Annotated in this window: 21 protein-coding genes; 16 read left to right on the forward strand and 5 right to left on the reverse strand. The window is 66.5% G+C overall.

What is annotated here, in order from left to right; genetic code table 11:
• Nucleotides 1-35 precede the first annotated feature (35 nt).
• The 15 genes from B2246_RS02800 (at nt 36) to B2246_RS02870 (ending at nt 13,880) form a co-directional block, all read left to right on the forward strand.
• The gene (locus tag B2246_RS02800; protein WP_286881794.1) at nt 36-293 is read left to right on the forward strand and encodes an acyl carrier protein; all 258 of its coding nucleotides are present in this window, start codon (nt 36-38) and stop codon (nt 291-293) included.
• A 7-nt stretch (nt 294-300) separates the two neighbouring features.
• Nucleotides 301-858 carry a hypothetical protein gene (locus B2246_RS02805; RefSeq protein WP_286881793.1) on the forward strand — a complete coding sequence of 186 codons (558 nt, stop codon included), beginning with the start codon at nt 301-303 and terminating at the stop codon, nt 856-858.
• Entirely contained in the window at nt 851-2,524 is a 1,674-nt protein-coding gene (locus B2246_RS02810) for an AMP-binding protein (protein WP_286881792.1), read from the forward strand. The genes B2246_RS02805 and B2246_RS02810 overlap by 8 nt, the downstream gene beginning before the upstream one ends.
• A complete protein-coding gene (locus tag B2246_RS02815; protein WP_008646579.1) occupies nt 2,521-3,273 on the forward strand; it encodes a glycosyltransferase family 2 protein in 753 nt (250 codons plus the stop codon). The genes B2246_RS02810 and B2246_RS02815 overlap by 4 nt, the downstream gene beginning before the upstream one ends.
• Nucleotides 3,270-4,301, forward strand: coding sequence for a lipid A biosynthesis acyltransferase (locus B2246_RS02820; RefSeq protein ID WP_008646578.1), 1,032 nt, complete (start codon nt 3,270-3,272; stop codon nt 4,299-4,301). The genes B2246_RS02815 and B2246_RS02820 overlap by 4 nt, the downstream gene beginning before the upstream one ends.
• Nucleotides 4,279-4,695, forward strand: a complete 417-nt coding sequence (locus B2246_RS02825) for an acyl-CoA thioesterase (protein WP_008646577.1) — start codon at nt 4,279-4,281, stop codon at nt 4,693-4,695. The genes B2246_RS02820 and B2246_RS02825 overlap by 23 nt, the downstream gene beginning before the upstream one ends.
• Nucleotides 4,692-5,321, forward strand: coding sequence for a LolA family protein (locus B2246_RS02830; RefSeq protein ID WP_286881791.1), 630 nt, complete (start codon nt 4,692-4,694; stop codon nt 5,319-5,321). Before B2246_RS02825 ends, B2246_RS02830 begins: the two co-directional genes overlap by 4 nt.
• Nucleotides 5,314-7,701: an MMPL family transporter gene (locus tag B2246_RS02835; RefSeq protein ID WP_286881790.1), complete on the forward strand. Its 2,388-nt coding sequence runs from the start codon at nt 5,314-5,316 to the stop codon at nt 7,699-7,701. Before B2246_RS02830 ends, B2246_RS02835 begins: the two co-directional genes overlap by 8 nt.
• Entirely contained in the window at nt 7,698-8,927 is a 1,230-nt protein-coding gene (locus B2246_RS02840; RefSeq protein WP_186426570.1) for an NAD(P)/FAD-dependent oxidoreductase, read from the forward strand. The genes B2246_RS02835 and B2246_RS02840 overlap by 4 nt, the downstream gene beginning before the upstream one ends.
• A complete protein-coding gene (locus tag B2246_RS02845) occupies nt 8,915-9,505 on the forward strand; it encodes a DUF3261 domain-containing protein (RefSeq protein WP_286881789.1) in 591 nt (196 codons plus the stop codon). Before B2246_RS02840 ends, B2246_RS02845 begins: the two co-directional genes overlap by 13 nt.
• Nucleotides 9,502-10,692: a beta-ketoacyl-ACP synthase gene (locus tag B2246_RS02850; protein ID WP_286881788.1), complete on the forward strand. Its 1,191-nt coding sequence runs from the start codon at nt 9,502-9,504 to the stop codon at nt 10,690-10,692. Before B2246_RS02845 ends, B2246_RS02850 begins: the two co-directional genes overlap by 4 nt.
• Nucleotides 10,693-10,694: 2 nt before the next feature.
• Entirely contained in the window at nt 10,695-11,168 is a 474-nt protein-coding gene (locus tag B2246_RS02855; RefSeq protein WP_286881787.1) for a hotdog family protein, read from the forward strand.
• Nucleotides 11,165-11,896, forward strand: a complete 732-nt coding sequence (fabG, locus tag B2246_RS02860; RefSeq protein WP_011518873.1) for a 3-oxoacyl-ACP reductase FabG — start codon at nt 11,165-11,167, stop codon at nt 11,894-11,896. Before B2246_RS02855 ends, fabG begins: the two co-directional genes overlap by 4 nt.
• Complete coding sequence (locus B2246_RS02865; RefSeq protein ID WP_008640726.1) at nt 11,893-13,122, forward strand: beta-ketoacyl-ACP synthase; 1,230 nt, start codon at nt 11,893-11,895, stop codon at nt 13,120-13,122. The genes fabG and B2246_RS02865 overlap by 4 nt, the downstream gene beginning before the upstream one ends.
• 119 nt (nt 13,123-13,241) lie before the next feature.
• Nucleotides 13,242-13,880, forward strand: a complete 639-nt coding sequence (locus B2246_RS02870; protein WP_223277428.1) for a 4'-phosphopantetheinyl transferase family protein — start codon at nt 13,242-13,244, stop codon at nt 13,878-13,880.
• A gap of 6 nt (nt 13,881-13,886) precedes the next feature.
• Here the strand turns inward: B2246_RS02870 and B2246_RS02875 are convergent, their stop codons facing one another.
• A complete protein-coding gene (locus B2246_RS02875) occupies nt 13,887-14,621 on the reverse strand; it encodes an IclR family transcriptional regulator (RefSeq protein WP_186426640.1) in 735 nt (244 codons plus the stop codon).
• Between the two features lie 293 nt (nt 14,622-14,914).
• On the opposite strand from B2246_RS02875, the gene B2246_RS02880 reads away from it, so the two are divergent.
• Nucleotides 14,915-15,409 carry a universal stress protein gene (locus tag B2246_RS02880; RefSeq protein ID WP_008651525.1) on the forward strand — a complete coding sequence of 165 codons (495 nt, stop codon included), beginning with the start codon at nt 14,915-14,917 and terminating at the stop codon, nt 15,407-15,409.
• Between the two features lie 32 nt (nt 15,410-15,441).
• Here the strand turns inward: B2246_RS02880 and B2246_RS02885 are convergent, their stop codons facing one another.
• From B2246_RS02885 to B2246_RS02900, 4 genes are read right to left on the reverse strand one after another with little or no spacing between them, the layout of a single operon-like run.
• A complete protein-coding gene (locus B2246_RS02885; RefSeq protein WP_008651527.1) occupies nt 15,442-16,530 on the reverse strand; it encodes an ABC transporter substrate-binding protein in 1,089 nt (362 codons plus the stop codon).
• A complete protein-coding gene (locus tag B2246_RS02890; protein WP_035883461.1) occupies nt 16,527-17,309 on the reverse strand; it encodes an ABC transporter permease in 783 nt (260 codons plus the stop codon). The genes B2246_RS02885 and B2246_RS02890 overlap by 4 nt, the downstream gene beginning before the upstream one ends.
• A complete protein-coding gene (locus B2246_RS02895) occupies nt 17,306-18,322 on the reverse strand; it encodes an ABC transporter permease (RefSeq protein WP_008651531.1) in 1,017 nt (338 codons plus the stop codon). The genes B2246_RS02890 and B2246_RS02895 overlap by 4 nt, the downstream gene beginning before the upstream one ends.
• A gap of 15 nt (nt 18,323-18,337) precedes the next feature.
• The gene (locus B2246_RS02900; RefSeq protein WP_286881786.1) at nt 18,338-19,432 is read right to left on the reverse strand and encodes an ABC transporter ATP-binding protein; all 1,095 of its coding nucleotides are present in this window, start codon (nt 19,430-19,432) and stop codon (nt 18,338-18,340) included.
• Nucleotides 19,433-19,549: the final 117 nt, after the last annotated feature.

The following is a 19,549-nucleotide window of genomic DNA, read 5'->3' on the forward strand; positions in this document are numbered from 1 at the left end:
GGATGGTTTGAATCGGGGAACACGGAGCCACAAGCATGACGCACGACGAAATCTTCGCACGCGTGGCCGGGGTGCTCGAACAGATGTTCGAGATCGACCCCGCCCGCATCACGCTCGATGCGCGCCTGTATGACGATCTCGATATCGACAGCATCGACGCCGTGGACCTGCTGGTGAAAATGAAGCCGCTGATGAGCCGTCCGATCCGGGCGGAGCAGTTCAAATCGGTGAAGACGGTGGGCGACGTGGTGCGGACCCTGGCATCGCTGATCGACTCGCCGGCCACCGCCTGACAAGCACATGGCATGGCGCAAATGGGGGCTGGGGCTGCTGACGATGGCTTACCCGCTCGTGATCTACTTCGGCTTGCAGCACTACTCGCCGCGCGTGATGGCGCTGGCGCTGGTCGCGCTCGCGCTGCTGCGCGCCGCCACCAGCCGCCAGACCGGCTGGCGCGTCACGGCGCTGCTGGCGGCCGCGCTGGCAATTGCGGTGCTGGCCTCGGATCATGAACTGCCGCTGAAGCTCTACCCCGTCCTTGTCAACGTGGCCATGCTCGCCGTCTTTGGCTGGAGCCTGCGCCATCCTCCCACGCTGATCGAGCGCCTTGCGCGCCTGCGCGAGCCGGATTTGCCGCCGAGCGGCGTGGCCTATACGCGCCGGGTCACACAGGCTTGGTGCGTGTTCTTTGTCGTCAACGGCACGATTGCCGCGATCACGGCCCTGGCCGGTAGCGACCGTGCCTGGGCGATCTACAACGGCGGCATTGCCTACGGATTGATCGGCGCGATGTTCGCGGTGGAGTGGCTGGTGCGTCAGCGCGTGAAGCGCCGTCATGCGGAGGGCCATCATGGATGACCGTCTGAACGGCGTCAGTGCAACGATGGCGGCGCTGGCTGCCCGAGACGATGCTCGCGCCTTGGTCGCACGGGCAACGGCATGGCGACACGCGTTCCTGGCGGCGCCTGGCACGCGCTGGGCGTTGTTCGTCGACAGCCCGGCCGAGTTTGCCGCCGCGCTCTTCGGTGCCTGGCACGCGGGCAAGCATGTGTTGCTGCCCGGCGATGCGAGGCCCGATACGCTTGCCGCGCTGCGCGAGCAGGTCGATGGCATGGCCGGCGATCTTCCGCAGGGCCTGCAACCGTCGGCCACGGAGTCTCCGCTGCAATGGCCCCGCCTGGACGCGCGCGAAACCTGGATCACGTTGTTCACGTCCGGCTCCACCGGTGCGCCGGAGGCAGCGCCCAAGCGGCTGGCGCAGCTAGAGGCAGAGGTCCATGCGCTCGAACAGGCGTTTGGACCGACGATGCCGCGAGAAAGCCGTCTGCTGACTACGGTTTCGCATCAACATATCTACGGCCTGCTGTTCACGATCCTGTGGCCGCTGGCGGTGGGCCGGCCGATGCCGGTGGCACGCATGGCGTTCCATGAGGAGCTGGTCGCGGCCTGTGCCGAAGACCGGACACCGGTGGTCCTGGTCAGCAGCCCGGCGCATCTGAAGCGGATGCCGGAAGCGCTGGACTGGGCCGCCACGCGTGGCGTGGTGCGGGCGGTGTTTTCGTCTGGTGGCCCGTTGCCGCCCGAGGGGGCGTCGGATGTACTGCGCCATATCGGTGTCTCGCCGATCGAAGTATTTGGAAGTTCCGAGACCGGTGGCATCGCGTGGCGTCAGCGCGCGGCAGGGGACGACCACTGGACGCCGCTGCCCGGTGTGGCGTGGCGGCTGCAGGAGGGGTTCCTCGCGGTGCGCTCGGCCCACCTCGCTGACGATGACTGGCAGGTATGTGCCGACCGGGTGCTGCCGACTGGAGATGGCGGATTCGCGCTGGCTGGTCGGGCGGACCGCATCGTCAAGATCGAGGAAAAACGGGTGTCGCTGAGCGCGATCGAGCAGCAGTTGCTGGCGTCGCCGCTGGTGCGCGAAGCCCGCGCGTTGCTGATCGAGACCGCTATCGGCACGCGCGTGGGCGCGGCCATCGTGCTGCAGGAGGCCGGCCAGTCGATGCTCGACGGCAAGGGCCGTCATGCGCTGATTGCCGCGCTGCGCCGTGCGCTGGCCGACGGTGTTGACCGGCTGGCGTTGCCGCGGCGCTGGGCGTTCCCGCAGGCGTTGCCGTGCAACGCGCAGGGCAAGACCACCGAGGCGATGCTGCGCGAACTGCTGCGCCACAGTATTCCGGTGGCGCGCTGGGTGGAGGCCGACGATACGTCGGCCACGGCCGAGCTGGACATCGCCGAAGACCTCGCGATCTTCGATGGCCACTTTCCGGGCGCGCCGATCGTGCCCGGCGTCGCTCAGGTCGACTGGGTCATGGCGCTGGCGCCGCAACGTCTGGCGGTCCCGCCACGTCAACGTTTTGCCAGGCTGGATGTGCTCAAATTCCAGGCTGTGATGCGTCCCGGCGCAGCGGTGCGCATGGCGCTCGACTGGCAGCCGGCGTCATGCACGCTGGCCTTTCGACTAACCTCCGATGCCGGCTCGCACGCGAGCGGCAAGATCGTTTTTCACCCCGCTGTTTCATGACCGCCGTTTTTCGTCCCATCGTGCTGGTTCCGGTCTTTGACCACGAACATGCCATCGGAGCCATGGTCGAGGCCATCCTGAGGCATCCGTGGCCTTGCCTGCTGGTCGATGACGGCAGCGGCCCGGCGTGCAGCCAGGTGCTGCGCGACCTTGCCGATGCCCATGGGGAGCGCGTGATCCTGATCCGCCTGCCGCAAAACCGGGGCAAGGGCGCGGCGATGATGGCCGGCTTCCAGGAGGCAGCGAAGCTCGGCTATACGCACGCGCTGCAGATCGATGCCGACGGGCAGCACAATGCCGACGACATCGCGTGTTTCTTCACGCTGGCACGCGAGAACCCGACGGCGGTCATCGCGGGCTGCCCGGTGTATGACCAGACGGTGCCGCGCCACCGCTTCTATTTCCGGTATCTCACGCACATCCTGGTGTGGATCAACACGCTCTCGTTCGAGATCCGCGACTCGATGTGCGGCTTGCGGGTTTATCCGCTCGACGCGGTGACAGCGCTCATGCAGGACGTGCGGCTCGGCCACCACATGGAGTTCGACACCGAGGTGATCGTGCGCCTGTACTGGCGCGGCGTGTCGGTCGTCAACGTTCCGACACGGGTGACGTATCCCAGCGATGGCGTCTCGCATTTCCGTCTTATCCAGGACAACCTGCTGATGACAGGGATGCTGACCCGCCTGTTCTTTGGCATGTTGTGGCGAATGCCGCGTCTGCTGTGGCGCAAGGTGCGCCCCGCATGAGCACCTTGCACCCCGAAACTCCGGGCGCTACGCCGCGCCGCCGCACGCCGCACTGGAGCGCCATCGGCGAAGCCACCTGCGTCTGGGGCATCTGGTTGCTCTACGGCCTCTACCGCGCGTTTGGCCGGCTGCTGTTCCGCGTGGTGATGTACCCCGTGGTCGTCTACTTCTGGCTGGCGTATCCGCTGGCGCGCCGGTCGTCGATGGAATATCTCGCGCGCGTCGAGGCGGCAACAGGCGCCATGGGCACACAGCCTACGTGGCGCCAGTCGCTGCGGCATCTGTTTTCGTTCGGCGACACGATGCTCGACAAGCTGCTGGCCATTGGCGGACGGTATCGCTTCGAGCATGTTTCCAAGGAAGGCGGCGACGTGCTGCTCCGGCAGATCGCGAGCGGGCGGGGCGGCATCATCATGACGGCTCACGTTGGCTGTCTGGAGCTTTGCCGGGCGATGGCCAACCGGTTGAACGGGCTGCGGCTGACCGTGCTGGTCCACAGCGCCCATGCCGAGCGCTTCAATCGCATCCTGGCGCGGTTGGACCCGGACTCGATGCTGCAGCTCTACCAGATCGACGATATCTCTCCGGCCACGGCGCTCGAACTGTCCGCCCGCGTGGAGGCAGGCGAATTCGTGGCGATTGCTGGCGATCGCGCGCCCGCGCACGGTGGCCGGGCTGTGCGGGTGCCATTCCTCGGTCAGCCCGCACGCTTCCCGGTAGGGCCCTATGTGCTGGCGAGCCTGCTGAAATGCCCGTTGTACGCGATGGGCTGTGTGCGGGAAGGGCGCGGGCACCTGATCCGCTTCACCGAGCTGGAACACGCCGTGACGCTGCCGCGCGCCACACGCGAGGCACGTCTGCAGGCGCTGGCGGCGACCTACGCCCGCTGGCTGGAGGACCTCGTGGCGCGTTCGCCGTACGACTGGTTCAACTTCTATGATTTCTGGGCGGACGATCCGATCAGCATCGGCCGCCGTGACATGCAGCAGCCCGCACAGGAGCGCGATGCCAAGAATCCTGAGTCATGAGATCACGCTGACGCCGGCGTTCCACGACCTCGATCCGATGAACGTGGTCTGGCACGGCAACTATCTCCGTTACTTCGAGCTGGCACGCTGCGCGTTGCTACAGCAGATCGACTACGACTATCCGCAGATGTCGGCATCGGGCTATGCCTGGCCGATCGTCGACGTGCGCGTCAAGTACATTCGCCCGCTGCGATATGGCCAGCCCGTGATCGTGCGTGCCACGTTCGTGGAATGGGAGAACCGGCTCCGAATCGACTACGAGATGCGCGACGCGCTGTCCGGCGCGCGGCTGACCAAGGGATACACCATCCAGGTGGCGGTGGATCTGGCCACGCAGGAGATGCAGTACGTCAGTCCGCCCGTGCTGCTGCAGCGGCTTGGAGTCGAGCCATGATGCGCCGCCGTGCTCTGCAGGCGATGCTTGCGCTGGTGACGCTGGCGGTGATGAGCGTGGTACCGGCGCACGCCGAGGACCTTTCCGCGGCCGTGTCGGCGCGGTTGTCCGATGCGCCGGTCATCCATGGTCAGTTCGAGCAGACGCGGAGGCTGGCCGGCTTCAGTAACCCGTTGATCTCCCGGGGCGACTTCGTGATGGCGCGAGGCCGGGGCGTAGTGTGGGCCACGCGTGAGCCGTTCGCGTCGAGCCTGCTGGTCACGCCCGAGAAGCTGGTGATGCGGGGCGCGGACGGCAAGGTGCAGCAGGAAATGCAGGCCGATGCCCAGCCCGCCATGCGGCTGGTCGGGGAGTCGATGATCGCGATCCTGCGCGGCGACCTGCGCAGTCTGTCCACGCGCTTTAACGTGACCGGCAAGCTCGTTGGCAAGTCGGGCTGGACGCTGACCCTGACGCCGACCGACGCGGGCGTGCGCCGCGCGTTCACGCGGATCGATCTGGCCGGAGACCGCTACGTCCGCGACGTCAGGCTCGAGGAAGCCAGCGGCGACAGCACTGTCGTCAGGATGATCGACCCCGCCGGAGCGGAAAAACTCAGTCCTTCGGAGGAACAACGTTTTGAATGAACTGGCCCACGGGGCCGCGATGCAGGGCGGGCTGTCCCGCCGCGAGCGCCTGCTGGCGATTGGCTGGCTGCTGCTCGTGATTGCGCTGATCGCGCACCAGGTGCAGTTCTGGCGTGCATCGCGGCTCGATACCGACGTGATGGCGCTGCTGCCGACCAGCGAGCGCACCGCCACGGCCGATCGCGTGCTGCGTCAGCTGACCGACGGTGTGTCGCGCGAGATCGTCGTGCTGGTGGGGGGCTCGGACTGGGCCCGCACGCGCGCGGCGGCGCAGCGCTTCTCGCAGGCCACGTCCGGCGGCAGCGCGTTGCTGAAGCCCGTCGACAAGATTGCCGCGTTCGATTTCGATGCGGCGCTGGCGTTCTACCGGCCGTGGCGCGACGGGCTTCTGACCGACGCGCAGCGCGAGGCGCTGCGGACGACCGATGCCGATACGCTCGCGCAGCAGGCGCTGACGCGGCTCTACCAGTTTTCCACCGGACCGCGCCTGACCGATTGGGCGTCCGACCCGCTCGGGCTGTGGCAGAACTGGTGGCTGTCTCGCGCGGCGGTGACCCGCGTGCATGAGCGCGATGGTCTGGCAACGGTGACCGGCGAAGGCAAGGATTGGGTGCTGTTGACCTATCGGATCACCAAGCCCGCGTTTTCGGCCAATGGCAGCACCGACTACGGCGACCTGCTCCACGCGGCAGAAGCGGCGGCGCGTCAGGGCGACGACGGCGTGCGCGTGGTGACGGCCGGCATCCCGCTGCACGCCGAAGCCGCGGCCGCGCAGGCCAACTGGGAAATGAATGTGATCGGATGGGGCTCGCTGGCCGCGGTGCTGCTGCTGGTGTGGCTGGCCTTCCGGTCGCTGCGGCCCATCGTGCTGGTGGGGCTGTCACTGCTGATCGGGACGGCGGCAGCAATCTCCGCCACGGCGATCGTCTTCGACCGCGTCCACCTGATCACGCTGGTGTTCGGCGCCAGTCTGGTCGGGGTGGCCGAGGATTTCGGCATCCACTATTTTGTGACGCGCCAGGCCATGCCACGCGCGACACCACCTGCCGTGATGCGCTTCCTGGCGCCCGGACTGGCGCTGGCGTTGTCTACGAGCGTAGTGGCCTATCTCGCGCTTGGCATCGCACCGTTCCCCGGGCTGCGCCAGATGGCGTTGTTTTCCGCGGTTGGCCTGATCACGGCATTCCTGACCGTGCTGTTCTGGTTCCCTTTGCTCGATCGGGGCAACCTGCGTCCGACACGTCTTTCCACCTGGCTCGCCGATAGCCTGGCGCGCTGGCCATACGCACGCAATGACCGGCGTACCTGGCTGGCGCTTGGCGTGCTGATGCTGTTCATCGCGACCGGCATCTGGCAGGTGCGCGTTGCCGACGATATCCGGCAACTGCAGAGTTCGCCGCCCGCGCTGATCGAGGCGCAACGCACGGCAGGGCAGTTGTTGGGCACGCCCAGCCCGGCGCAGTTCATCCTCGTGCGCGGTGCGACGCCGGACGAGGTGCTCGCGCGCGAGGAAGCGATCAAGGCCGGGTTGGCCGATGCGATCCGGCGCGGCGATCTGGCCGGCTTCATTGCGATCTCGGACTGGGTGCCGTCCGCCGGCCGTCAGCAAGCCGATGCCGCGCTGGCCGATCGGCAGGAGGCGGCGATCCGCGCACGCGTGGCCAGCGCAGTGGGCGGCTCGATCGCGCCGCCCGCTCCGTCCGCGCGTGCTGGTGACGCCGTGCTGACGCTGCCCGCGTGGCTGGCGAATCCGGTATCGGAAACGCTGCGGCACCTGTGGCTTGGTCGCGAAGGCAATGGCTTTGCCAGCGTGATGCTGTTGCGCGGCCTCGACCACGTGTCGGCGATTGCCGGTATCGCGGCGTCGGTGCGGCAGGTGCCCGGCGCGGAGTGGGTCGATCGCGTGGCCGATATCTCGTTCCTGCTCCATCACTACCGGGTGTTGATGAGCTGGTTCCTGCTGGCAGGCGCCGTGGGCGTGGCACTGCTGCTCTGGTGGCGTTATGGCCGCTCGGGCTGGCGCGCGCTCGTGCCGACGCTGCTGGCGGCTGCGTTCAGTGTGGCCGTGCTGGGCTGGACCGGCGTGCCACTGCAATTGTTCTCGGTGCTCGCGCTGGCGCTGCTGCTGGGTGTGGGCGTCGACTATGGCATTTTCCTGCTCGAACACCCGGGCGATGGCGTGTCCTGGACCGCCATCGTGCTCGGGGCGGCCAGCACGTTGCTGGCGTTCGGGCTGCTTGCGTTGTCGTCGACACCCGCGCTTCATGCGTTCGGGGCGACGATGCTGTCGGGCGTGGGTGCGGTCTGGGTGATGTCGCCGTGGTTCAGGCCGCTGCCCGGAACGTCATCGCATCAAATCAGTCAGGAAGGATCTCAATGAAGAAAGAGACAGTGGACGTACTGATCGTCGGCGCGGGCCCGGCGGGTTCCGTGGCGGCCGGATTGCTGCGCAAGCGCGGCATCGGCGTGCTGGTGATCGAAAAGGAAACGTTCCCGCGTTTCTCGATCGGCGAGAGCCTGCTGCCCCAGAGCATGGCTTACATCGAGGAGGCCGGCATGTTGCAGGCCGTGGTGGAGGCGGGCTTCCAGTACAAGAACGGGGCGGCCTTCGCGCGTGGCGACCGCTATACCGATTTCGATTTTCGCGAGAAATTCTCGCCGGGATGGGGCACCACCTACCAGGTGCAGCGCGCCCATTTCGACGATGTGCTGATTCGCGAGGCGCAGAAGCAGGGCGCCGAGGTGCGCTTTCGCCATGTCGTGGAAGCGGTGGACGTCAGCGGTGCTGCGCCGGTTGTCACCGTGCGCGATCCGGATGGCAACGTGTATCAGGTGGAATCACGCTTCCTGCTGGACGCCTCCGGCTTTGGCCGGGTTTTGCCGCGCCTGCTGGACCTGGAGTCGCCGTCGAACTTTCCGGTGCGCGCCGCCATCTTCACGCACGTGGCCGACAGGATTCCGGGGGGCAGCTTCGATCGCAACAAGATCCGCGTCAGCGTGCATCCGGAACACGTCGATGTCTGGTACTGGACCATCCCGTTCTCCAACGGGCGTTGCTCACAGGGCGTGGTGGCCGAGAAGTCGTTCCTCGACCGGTACGAAGGCGATGAAATGACTCGCCTCAGGCAACTCGTGGCCGAGGAGCCGGGCCTCGCGAAGCTGCTGAAGGATGCCGAGTGGGACACGCCGGCCCGCCAGATCGTCGGCTATTCGGCCAACGTCCGGTCGCTCTGGGGCAATGGCTACGCACTGCTTGGCAATGCCGGCGAATTCCTCGACCCCGTGTTTTCGTCGGGCGTGACGATCGCGTTCAAGTCGGCCAGCCTCGCCACCGCCTGCGTGGCGCGCGCGTTGGCCGGCGAAACCGTTGACTGGGAAACCGAGTACGCCAGGCCGCTGAAAGCAGGCGTTGACTGCTTCCGTGCCTTTGTCGAGGCATGGTACGAAGGCAGCTTCCAGAAGCTTATCTTCCATCCCAACGCGCCCACCGACATTCGCGACATGATCTCGTCGATCCTGGCGGGCTATGCCTGGGATCTGAACAATCCATTCGTGACGGAGTCGCGCCGTCGGCTGAGCGTGCTGGAGCAATTTTGCGACGATTGAGGCTGCCCGCCGCGCTGGCGACGCTCGCGATGCTGGCCGCCTTGGCCGCGTTAGCGGTGCTGGCGGGCTGCGCCACCGTCGCCCCGACGCGGGCCGAGGTGCCGCTGCTGCGCCTGCCGCCGGCCTCGCTGGGCAGGACGCTGAACCTGCAGCAGCAGATCACAGTGCAGTTCCCGTCGCCGCAGGGCGAGCAGACACGTGACATGATCGCGATGCTGGAAGCCGATGCCGCCCATACGCGGCTGGCCGCCGTGGCAGGCGGCCAGGTGCTGGCGCGTATCGACTGGGATGGCCGGGACCTGCACGTGACGCGGGCCCCGTGGGCTCCGCGGGAACTGATGCCCGAGCGCATCCTGAGCGACCTGCAACTGTCGCTCTGGCCTGTCGAAGCGATTCAGGCGGCGCTGCCAGATGGCTGGCACGTCGATGCCACGCCGGCCATGCGCGTGCTGCGGTACGGCGACGAGGTCGTTGCCGAAGTGCGCTATCCGGATGCCACCACCACGCTGTTCACGCAGCTGCGTGACGGCTATCGGCTGACCATTCGCACGTTGCAGGAGGAAGGAAAGACGCCATGACGATCTATCTGAACGCGATGAACGTGATATGCGCGCTCGGTAGCGGCAGCGACGCCGTGCGTGCTGCGCTGTGGCGCAGTGACGGACCGTTTGGTGGCGAGGTCACCGAACGCTACACGCCGGGTAGCCCGCTGCATCTGGGCACCGTTGCGGAGCCCATGGCGGCCACCGACCTTCCGGCGGGCACCGCGCTGGAACTGGCCAGCCGCAACAACGCCATGCTGGAGCGCACGCTTGCCGGCTTGCGTCCGGCTGTGGATGCGGCCATCGCGCGGGTGGGCCCGATGCGGGTGGCGATCGTGCTCGGTACCAGCACGTCCGGCATCTACGAGGGCGAGCTTGCCGTGCGCACGCACGCGAAAGAGGGCACGTGGCCCGAGCAGTTCCACTACGCCCAGCAGGAGCTTGGCTCGCCGGCCCGTTACCTGGCCTGGCGGCTCGGCGTTGGCGGGCCTGCCTACACGATTTCCACGGCGTGCTCGTCCAGCGCCAAGGCCATGTCGGCCGCGGCCCGCCTGATCGAGCATGGCATCGTCGACGTGGCCATCGCGGGCGGTGTCGACACGCTGTGCACATTTACGATTTCCGGTTTCCTTTCGCTCGATTCGGTGAGCGCGGAGCGGTGCAATCCGCTGTCGGCGAACCGGCGTGGCATCAATCTGGGCGAGGGCGCGGGCTTGTTCCTGATGTCCCGCGAGGCTGGGCCCGTGCGGCTGACCGGATGGGGCGAGACTTCGGATGCCCACCATATGTCCGCACCCGACCCATCGGGTGTCGGCGCGCGGACGGCCATGCAGCAGGCGCTGGCTCGCGCCGGGCTGAAGCCCGCGGACATCGACTATCTGAACCTTCACGGCACCGCCACCGAGCAGAACGACGTGATGGAAGCGCGCGCGGTGTCCGACCTGTTCGGCGCCGATTTGCCGGTCAGTTCCACCAAGTCGCAGACCGGGCACACACTTGGGGCCGCTGGCGCGGTGGAAGCCGCACTGCTGTACCTGACGCTGACGGACAACCCCCGGGGTCGCCTGCCGCCGCACTGGTGGGATGGCATCGCTGACCCGGCGATGCCGCCGCTGCATGTGGCGGGCGCCGACGAATCCCTGGGCCGGCCGGTGCGCCATGCGATGAGCAATTCGTTTGCGTTTGGGGGTAGCAATTGCGTATTGGTGATGGGGGAGGGCTAAAGATGCGCACACCCGGACCGATATCGACGATGCCACCCGTTGGCGAGGTGGTGCCGCATGGCGGCGCGATGCGTCTGATCGACGAACTGCTGGCAGCCGATGACACCCAGTGCGTGGCGCGCGCGACGATCAGGCCGACGCAGTTGTTCGTCGATGACGCCGGGATGCCCGCATGGATCGGCATCGAATACATGGCGCAGACGATCGCGGCATGGGCGGGCATGCAGGCTCGCGGCAAGGGATGCAAGCCCGGCCCGGGTTTCCTGCTGGGCTCGCGCCGCTATGCCAGCGACGTGCCGGCGTTTCCGGTGGGCAGCGTGCTGACCATTCGTGTCGGGCTGGAGATGGCGGGCGATGACGGCCTGTCGCTGTTCGCCTGCACGCTGGACATGGGCGGCCAGGAGGTGGCTCGGGCCACGGTTTCGGTATATCGGCCTGCGGACGCGCAGGCCTTCCTCGAGGGGCAGCAGACATGACAACCCAGACCGTGCTCGTCACGGGATCATCGCGCGGCATCGGCCGCGCCATTGCGCTGCGTCTTGCGCGTGATGGCTATGACGTGGTGATCCACTGCCGCGCGCGTCGCAACGAAGCCGAATCGGTGGCCGATGCCGTGCGCGCGTTCGGCCGCAATGCGCGCGTGCTGTGTTTCGATGTCGGGCAACGCGAGGCCGCGGCCAGCGCATTGCTGGCCGATATCGATCATCACGGCTGCTACTACGGGGTGGTCTGCAACGCCGGGCTGGCCCGCGATGCAGCGTTTCCGGCCATGAGCGGCGAGGAGTGGGACGAGGTGATTCACACCAACCTCGATGCGTTTTTCAACGTGCTCAATCCCGTGGTGCTGCCGATGGTGCAGCGGCGGCGGCCGGGCCGGATCGTCACGCTGTCGTCGGCGTCCGGGATCGTCGGCAATCGCGGGCAGACCAACTACAGCGCTGCCAAGGCCGGGGTGATCGGCGCCACCAAGGCACTGGCGATCGAACTGGCCAAGCGCCAGATCACGGTCAACTGCGTGGCGCCGGGGCTGATCGACACGGAAATGATCGAGGAACACGTGCGCGAGGAAGCGATGAAGATGATTCCCGCCCGCCGCATGGGCACCCCGGACGAGGTGGCGGCCACGGTGGCGTTCCTGCTTTCGCCCGATGCCGGGTACATTACGCGCCAGGTGATTTCGGTGAACGGAGGCATGTTCGGATGAAGCGGGTGGTGGTCACGGGAGCGGGCGCGGTCAGCGCGATCGGCAACGACTGGGGGACGGTGCGCGAGCGCCTGGCCGCCGGTCGCAATGCGATAGTTGTCATGCCAGAGTGGCGCGAAATCCGTGGCCTCAACACGCACATCGCGGCGCCGGTGCCGCCGTTCACGCTGCCACCACACTACACGCGCAAACTCATGCGGACCATGGGCCGCGTATCGCAGATGGCCGTGCTGGCGACCGAATCGGCACTGGCCGGGGCCGGGCTGGCCGGAGATCCGCTGGTGACCGGCGGACAGATGGGGATCGCGTACGGTTCCTCGACTGGCACGCCGTCCGCCGCGCAGGACTTCGCGCGGATGATGAGCGACCGTACCACCGAGGGCGTCAATGCCACCACGTACATCCGCATGATGTCGCATACGGCCGCCGTGAACATCGGCGTGTTCTTCGGCATCAAGGGCCGCATCCTGACCACGTCGAGCGCCTGCACGTCAGGCAGCCACGGTATTGGCTACGCATACGAGACGATCCGCATGGGCCGTCAGGTGGCGATGGTAGCCGGCGGCGCCGAAGAGCTTGACGCCACGGAGGCGGCCGTCTTCGATACGCTTTTCGCCACCAGCACGCGCAACGAGGCGCCCACGGCGACGCCACGACCGTTCGATGCCGCGCGCGATGGCCTGGTGCTGGGCGAGGGCGCCTGCACGCTGGTACTGGAAGAACTGGAGCACGCGCGCCAGCGTGGCGCCCCGATCCTGGCCGAGATCGTCGGCTATGGCACCAACAGCGATGGCGTGCATGTGACCCAGGCAGATGCCGGCACGATGGCCCTGGCCATGCGAATGGCGCTGGACGATGCCGGCGTCTCGCCGGATCGAATCGGCTACGTGAATGCGCATGGCACGGCCACGGATCAGGGTGACATCGCCGAATCACAGGCCACGCACGCCGTGTTTGGCGCGCGAATGCCAATCAGTTCGCTCAAGAGCTACGTCGGGCATACGCTGGGCGCGTGCGGTGCGCTCGAGGCGTGGATGACGATCGAGATGATGCGCGATGGCTGGTTCGCGCCGACGATCAATCTGGAGAACCCCGATCCCCGCTGCGCGCAGCTCGACTACATCGTGGGCGAGGGGCGTGCTATCGACACCGAGTACGTGATGAGCAACAATTTCGCGTTCGGCGGCATCAATACGTCGCTGGTCTTGCGCCGCTGGAACGACTGAATCGTTCCTGACCCTTTCGGCTTTCTTGATCCTTTTCGACGCATTCGAACCCTTCCACTGACATGCCGCTCGCACTGCGTACCGGATCTGTGATGGCCTTCGCGGCAATGGCGCCGCCCGTGAGCCGTTGGATGTCGCAGGAAGAACTGGGGCGGCTGGCGACGATGCGGGCCGAGGCGCGGGCGGAGCAGTTCGCCGCCGGCCGGTGGCTGGCGCGCCGGCTGCTGGCGGTGACATTCGGCGGCGATGCGTCCGAGTGGGCGCTGTCGGCCGCGGAGGATTCGCCGCCGCTGGCGATACATACGAGCGGCGCGGTGGGCGTGCCGGTATTCGTGTCGATTGCCCATTCCGGTGATCACCTGGCCTGCGCGGTGGCCGATGTGCCGGTTGGCATCGACATCGAGCACCTGCAGCCGCGCAAGCATCTGGACACGCTGATCGAAGCCACCACGACGGAGGCCGAGCGTGCCGCGCTACCTGAACTGTTGCGCGAGAGCGATGCCGATGCGCGTCTCGTGGCGTTTTTTCAGCTCTGGACCCTGAAGGAAGCGTGGATCAAGTGCCACGGTGGCAACCTGTTCCAGACCATGATGGGACACGTGGTGGAGGCGCTGCCGGCGCCGATATCCCAGGCCAATGCGGTGACCTGGCGGCGCGATGACGCCGTGCTGGCGTTGGCGGCTTCCGCGCCCGTGGATGGACTGGGTTTGCCGGATGCCACCGGTTGGCGGCTGCGCGAACGCGACGCGGCCGACTGATTCCGCTCAGGTCTTTTCCAGCGACGCGCAGGCGGCTCGCAGCATCGGCGCATAGCGGTCGAGGTGCGGCTCGATCCGATAGACCGGACCCGCAATCGAAATCGCGTAGCACTCGCCGGACAGCCGCACCGGCCATGCCAGCGCCCCCACGTCAGGCATCGACTCGCTCAGGTTCACGTAGGCGCCGCGTTCGCGCGCCTGCAGCAGATCCGCTTCCAGCGCGGCGGGCGTGGTCAGCGTGCGCGAGGTGAACGCCTGGAAGGGCAGTTGCGCGAGCAGCGTCGCGCGTTCGGCCTCGTCCATCGCCGCCAGCAGGGCCTTGCCGATCGAATTGGCATGAAGCTCGCGGCGCTCGCCGGCCGTGGCGATGTATCGAATTGCATGTGGTGATTCGAGCACATCCAGATACACCACCTCCTGCCCTTCATGCAGTTTGCCGATGACGATGGTTTCGCCGGTGGCGTCACGCAACTCGCTCATCGTGCCATGCACGCGATCCAGCACGGGATCGTGGCGAGCAATCTGCTGCGCCATCGCCAGCAGGCGGCCGGTGGGGTAGTAGCCTTGGCGGCGCGCCGTTTCGTAGAGATAGCCCAGCGAGGTCAGCGTGCGAATCAGCGCCAGACAGCTCGACGCCGGCACGGCCAGCAGGCGGGCCAGTTCCGATAGCGACAACGGCCGGCGCTCGCGTGCGAACGTTTCGATGATTTCGATGACGCGCAGCGCCGTCTTGACGTTCATCGACGACGGCTTGGCAGCGGAAGGGGCGGGGCGCTCTGGCATGGCGGGCGGAGTCTTGGGGCGTCTGAATGTGGCGTCTGATACCCGGCGGACTGTAGCACGGGCCCGAATATCCGGTCGATGTGGCTGGCCGGGTGCTCGCAGTGCCGCAAGCGCAGGTTCCCGGAGTCGGCTAGATTTAAGACTGGAGCGAGTTTGCGCTACATCAAAGCAACAACAACCTCCCCGCTTAGAGTGACGTGTGAGAATCTCCGCCATCCCGGCGGGGACTGCCATTCCAAAAGGAGCCCCACATGTATCGCAACATCATGGTCCCGATCGACGATAGCCACTGCTCGTCCCGCGCGCTGGACGAAGCCGTCCGGCTGGCCCGCGCCACCGGTTCAAATCTCGAGATCATCCATGTCATCGACTACGGTTTCCTTAGGGTGCGCGCGCATGGCGGTGAACTGGAGGAGGAGCACCAGCATCGCGTGGCGGCCGGCAATGCGCTGCTCGTCAAGGCCCGGCACCACGCCGAGCGCGCCGGCATCAAGTTCACCGAGCGGCTGCTCGACGACAAGTCCACGCTCGGCGATGTCGCGAACCGGCTGATCCATGACATCCAGGACAGCAAGCCTGACCTGGTGGTCATCGGCACCCACGGCAAGAGCGGGCTGCAGCGCGTCGTGCTTGGCAGCGTGGCCGAAACCCTGGTGCGCCACGCTTCCGTTCCCGTATTGGTGGTGCGTGGGGACATTCCGCTGGCCGAGGAAGTGACCGCCGGCCAAAGCACCACCTCCGCGTAACTCCCTATCCCAATCCTTGCCCGCTGGAATCGCTAGTGGCCGACCTTGAGGTCGGTCCACGCGCGATTCCACGCCCGCCGCGTGCCGCTGTCGAGGTCGTTCAACTGTTCGAGCCGCTGCCGCTGCGCGGCGCCCGGCGTGATGACCGGGTCGGCCAGCAGGTCTGGCCGGATGAACGCGCGCGCCGCGGCATTCGGATTGCCCGCGCCGATGGCATTAGTGATCTCTGCGGCATTTTCAGGGCGCAACATGAAGTTGATGAACCTGTATGCCAGCGCGGGATGCGGCGCCGTCTTAGTGACCACGAAACTGTCGGCGGTCATGCCATTGCCCTCGCGCTGCAGCGATGACGTGATCGAGAAAGCCCGATGGGTGTTGCGCGCGTCCAACCCGGCCTGATAGACATCGCTCGAATAGCCGAGCACCACCCAGATATTGCCGACCGTAAGCTCGCGGATATAGCTCTGGCTGTTGAACGCTGCCCAGTAGGGCAGCGCGGCGCGGATGGCCGCCTCGGCTTCGCGCAGTTGCGCAGGGTCCGTCGAGTTACCGGAGTGGCCCTTGTAGCGCAACGCGGCCGCGATGACTTCGCGGGGGTCGTCCAGCACGGTGACACGGCCCCGCAGCTTCTCCAGCATGTGCGGGTCGAAGACCAGTGACCATGACGACGCATCGAGCCCCAGAGCGTGCAGGCGTGTGGCGTTGTAGCCGACCAGCGTGATCGTGAAATCGTAGGGCAGGGAATAGACGTTGCCCGGGTCGAGCGGCGTGTTCAGGAACGCCGGGTCGATATTGCGAAGATTCGGGATGGCGTGCTTGTCCAGCGGCCGGAGCAGCCCCAGGCGGATCAGCGCCGGAATGCCGTAGTTGCTCGGACATATCACGTCGAACCCTTGCGCGCCGCCCGCGAGCTTGGCCAGCGCTTCCTCCATCGAACCGAAGTACGTCAGGTTCACGTGACAGGCGCATTCGGACTCGAACCGGGCGATCGTCTCGGGCGACAGCGCGTTGTTCCAGGTGAATACGTTCAGGTCCTCCGTGGCCATGGCCAGGCCGAAGCACCCCGTCAGCGTCAGGCCCACCAGCAGATGGCGCACCTTTGCCCATATACGATGACTCATAGTTGCGCCCTCCAGACGTCGCGCGAAACGCGATAGGCCGTGAGCGACACGGCCAGTGTCAGCATCATGAGGATGGACGAGATCGCATTCACTTCCGGCGTGACCGCGATCCGGATCATCGAGTAAATCTGCAGCGGCAGTGTCGGTTGGCCGGGCCCCGCCGTGAAGAAGGTCACGACAAAGTCGTCCATCGACAGGGTGAAGGCCAGCAACGCGCCCGCGAGGACGCCAGGCAGCATCAGCGGCAGCATGACATGCCACCCGGCCTGAAGCGGCGAGGCGCCGAGATCGCGGGCGGCGTCGATCAGGCTCTCGTCGAGCCCTTCGAGCCTGGCACGGACCACCACGGCAACGAAGCCCACGCAGAACGTGATATGCGACAGCGCCACGGCTGTCAGGCCGAGATCGATATTCACGGCAACAAAGAACAACAGCAGCGACACCCCCATCAATACCTCGGGCATCGCGATTGGCGCGAGCACCAGCGTAGTCAGCAATGGCGGCCGGTAGCGGTGCAGCGCGATGGCGGCGAGCGTGCCGAGCACGCATGACGTGCCTGCTGCGATCGCGCCGATCATCAACGAGTTCCACGCCGCACCCAGCATGTCCGGATCGTTTGCCAGCACGTCATACCAGTGCAGCGTGAAGCCGTCCCATTCCGCGTTCAGGCGCGAGTCATTGAACGAGTAGGCCACGACGATCAGCAGCGGCAGGTACAGGAACGCATAGACCGCGCAGCCCAGGCAGGCCACCCACACAGGCCATCGGGGGCGATTCATGACGATCTCCTGCCAGTGGCCACGGCGGCCGGCGCGGGTTGCGCTGAACGACGGGCGGACCTGCGCGTACCCCGCTGCGAGGCGGCACGCGCCGTGCCCTTCACGCGTGCCGCCAGCGTCGCCAGTCCGATCAACGCCAGCACGATGCCTACCAGCGCCAGCGATAGCGCCGACCCCAGCGGCCAGTCGCGGCTATCGAGGAACTGCTGCTTGATCAGGTTGCCGATCAGGATCGATCGCGTGCCGCCCACCAGTTCAGGCACGGCAAAGATCCCCAGACACGGCGTGAAGACGAGTGCGATGCCCGCGTAGACGCCCGGCAGCGAAAGCGGCCAGATCACCTGCCAGAAGCAATGCCAGCCATTCGCGCCCAGATCGCGCGCGGCATCAAGCAGCAGTGGGTCCTGCTTTTCCAGACTGGCATAGAGCGGCAGGATGAAGAACGGCAGGTGTACGTAGACCAGCACGAGGATGACGGCCGCGGGTGTGTAGAGCGCTTCGACCGGGGCGAAGCCGATCCAGCCGATGAGGCTGTTGACGCCATGCATCAGGTATCCGCGTGGACTCAGGATGATCATCCATGCGTAGATCCGGATCAGGAAGTTCGACCAGAACGGCAGGATCACAAGGATCAGCAGCAGGTCGCGCCGTCGCTTGTCGCTGCGGGCGATCCACCATGCCAGCGGGTAGGCAGCCACCAGGCAGATCGCGGTGGTCAGCGCGGCGTAGCCGGCTGACTTGAGAAACAGTCCGGCATAGAGCGGTTCCTGGATCAACTCGCGGATGTTGTCGAGCGTGAACAGATCCTGCCAGTGCCTGAGCACGGTGAGGGCCGCGGTGGTGGTCAGACCTTGGTCAGGTGGAATCAGCGGCAGCAATCCGCCGGACTCCGCCGGTGTCCGGAATGCCGCCACGATCATGATGGCCGAAGGAATGCCGAAGAAGGCGAGCAGGAAGGCGATGGGGATGCCACAGACAAGCCAGCGGGCCAGCCGATCCGCGCGCGTGATCATGGCTGTCTCTTCGCCTCACCGGCTTAGAAACACGCCGGCGTTGCCGGGCCAGTCGAGCTCGACCCGATCGCCCTGCGTGAACTGCCCGTCGGTCACCGGCCCCGCGTTGGCGACCATCGTTTGCAGCCGGTGTCCGCTGGCAAGCTCGACCGTGTATAGCGTGACATCGCCCTGGTACAGCCGGTCGACGACGGCGCCTTCTAGCATCGGCGCACTGGTGTCGTCGCCCGGCGACGCACCACGTGGCCGCAGCCGGATTTCCTCGGGCCGGATGGCGACGGTGCCGCGGCTGCCGATGGCCAGCGCTTGCCCCGCGGGCATGTCGCGCTCGCCCACGCCGGCAATGCGCACACGCAGGCGCGCCGCGTTCGATTCCGCGACGGTGGCATCCAGCAGATTGCAGGACCCGATGAATCCGGCCACGAATGTCGTGGCCGGTGCGCGGTAGATCGCTTCGGGTGTGTCGAGCTGGACGATGTGGCCTTCATGCATCACCGCGATGCGTTGCGAGAGCGCCAGTGCGTGGGTCTGATCGTGCGTGACGTAGATGAACGCCACGCCCAGTTGCTGCTGCAACGCTATCAACTCATGAAGCATCTGGGTTTGCAGCGCCGCATCGAGCGCGGACAGCGGTTCGTCGAGCAGGAGCAGCCGCGGACGCGCGGCCAGTGCCCTGGCGATGGCCACGCGTTGACGCTGTCCGCCGGAAAGCTCGTGCGGGTAGTAGCGTTCGAAGCCTTGCAGGCGGACGTTTTCGATCAGGCCGCCCAGGCGCCCGTCGATTTCGTGGCGCGGCAATTTCTGCATCCGCAGCGGGAAAGCGATATTGGCGGCCACGGTCATGTGCGGGAAAAGTGCGTAGCTCTGGAAGACCGTGTGCATGGGGCGATGCTCGGGTGGCACGCCCTGAAGGCTCTTGCCATCGAACAGTACCTCGCCGCCATCGGGCTCGGAGAAACCGCCGAGCAGCCGCAGCAGCGTGGTCTTGCCGCATCCGGAAGGCCCCACGAGCGTGAAGAATTGCCCCGATCCGACGTTGAAGCCGATATCGTCAAGGACCAGCCGGCCGCCGAAAGACTTGGACAGGTGATGAACTTCCAGCAGGTCCATGGACGCATTCCTCCCGCGCCGGCGCCGACGATAGCAATGCGGCGTTCAAGGCCACATCCACAACTGCATGATAGAAGCCCGCGCGTGATCTGGCGGCGCCAGCAGCGCAATGTTGGA

This window comes from Cupriavidus sp. UBA2010 (genome assembly GCF_002335265.1).
GTDB classification, from domain to species: Bacteria; Pseudomonadota; Gammaproteobacteria; order Burkholderiales; family Burkholderiaceae; genus Cupriavidus; species Cupriavidus metallidurans.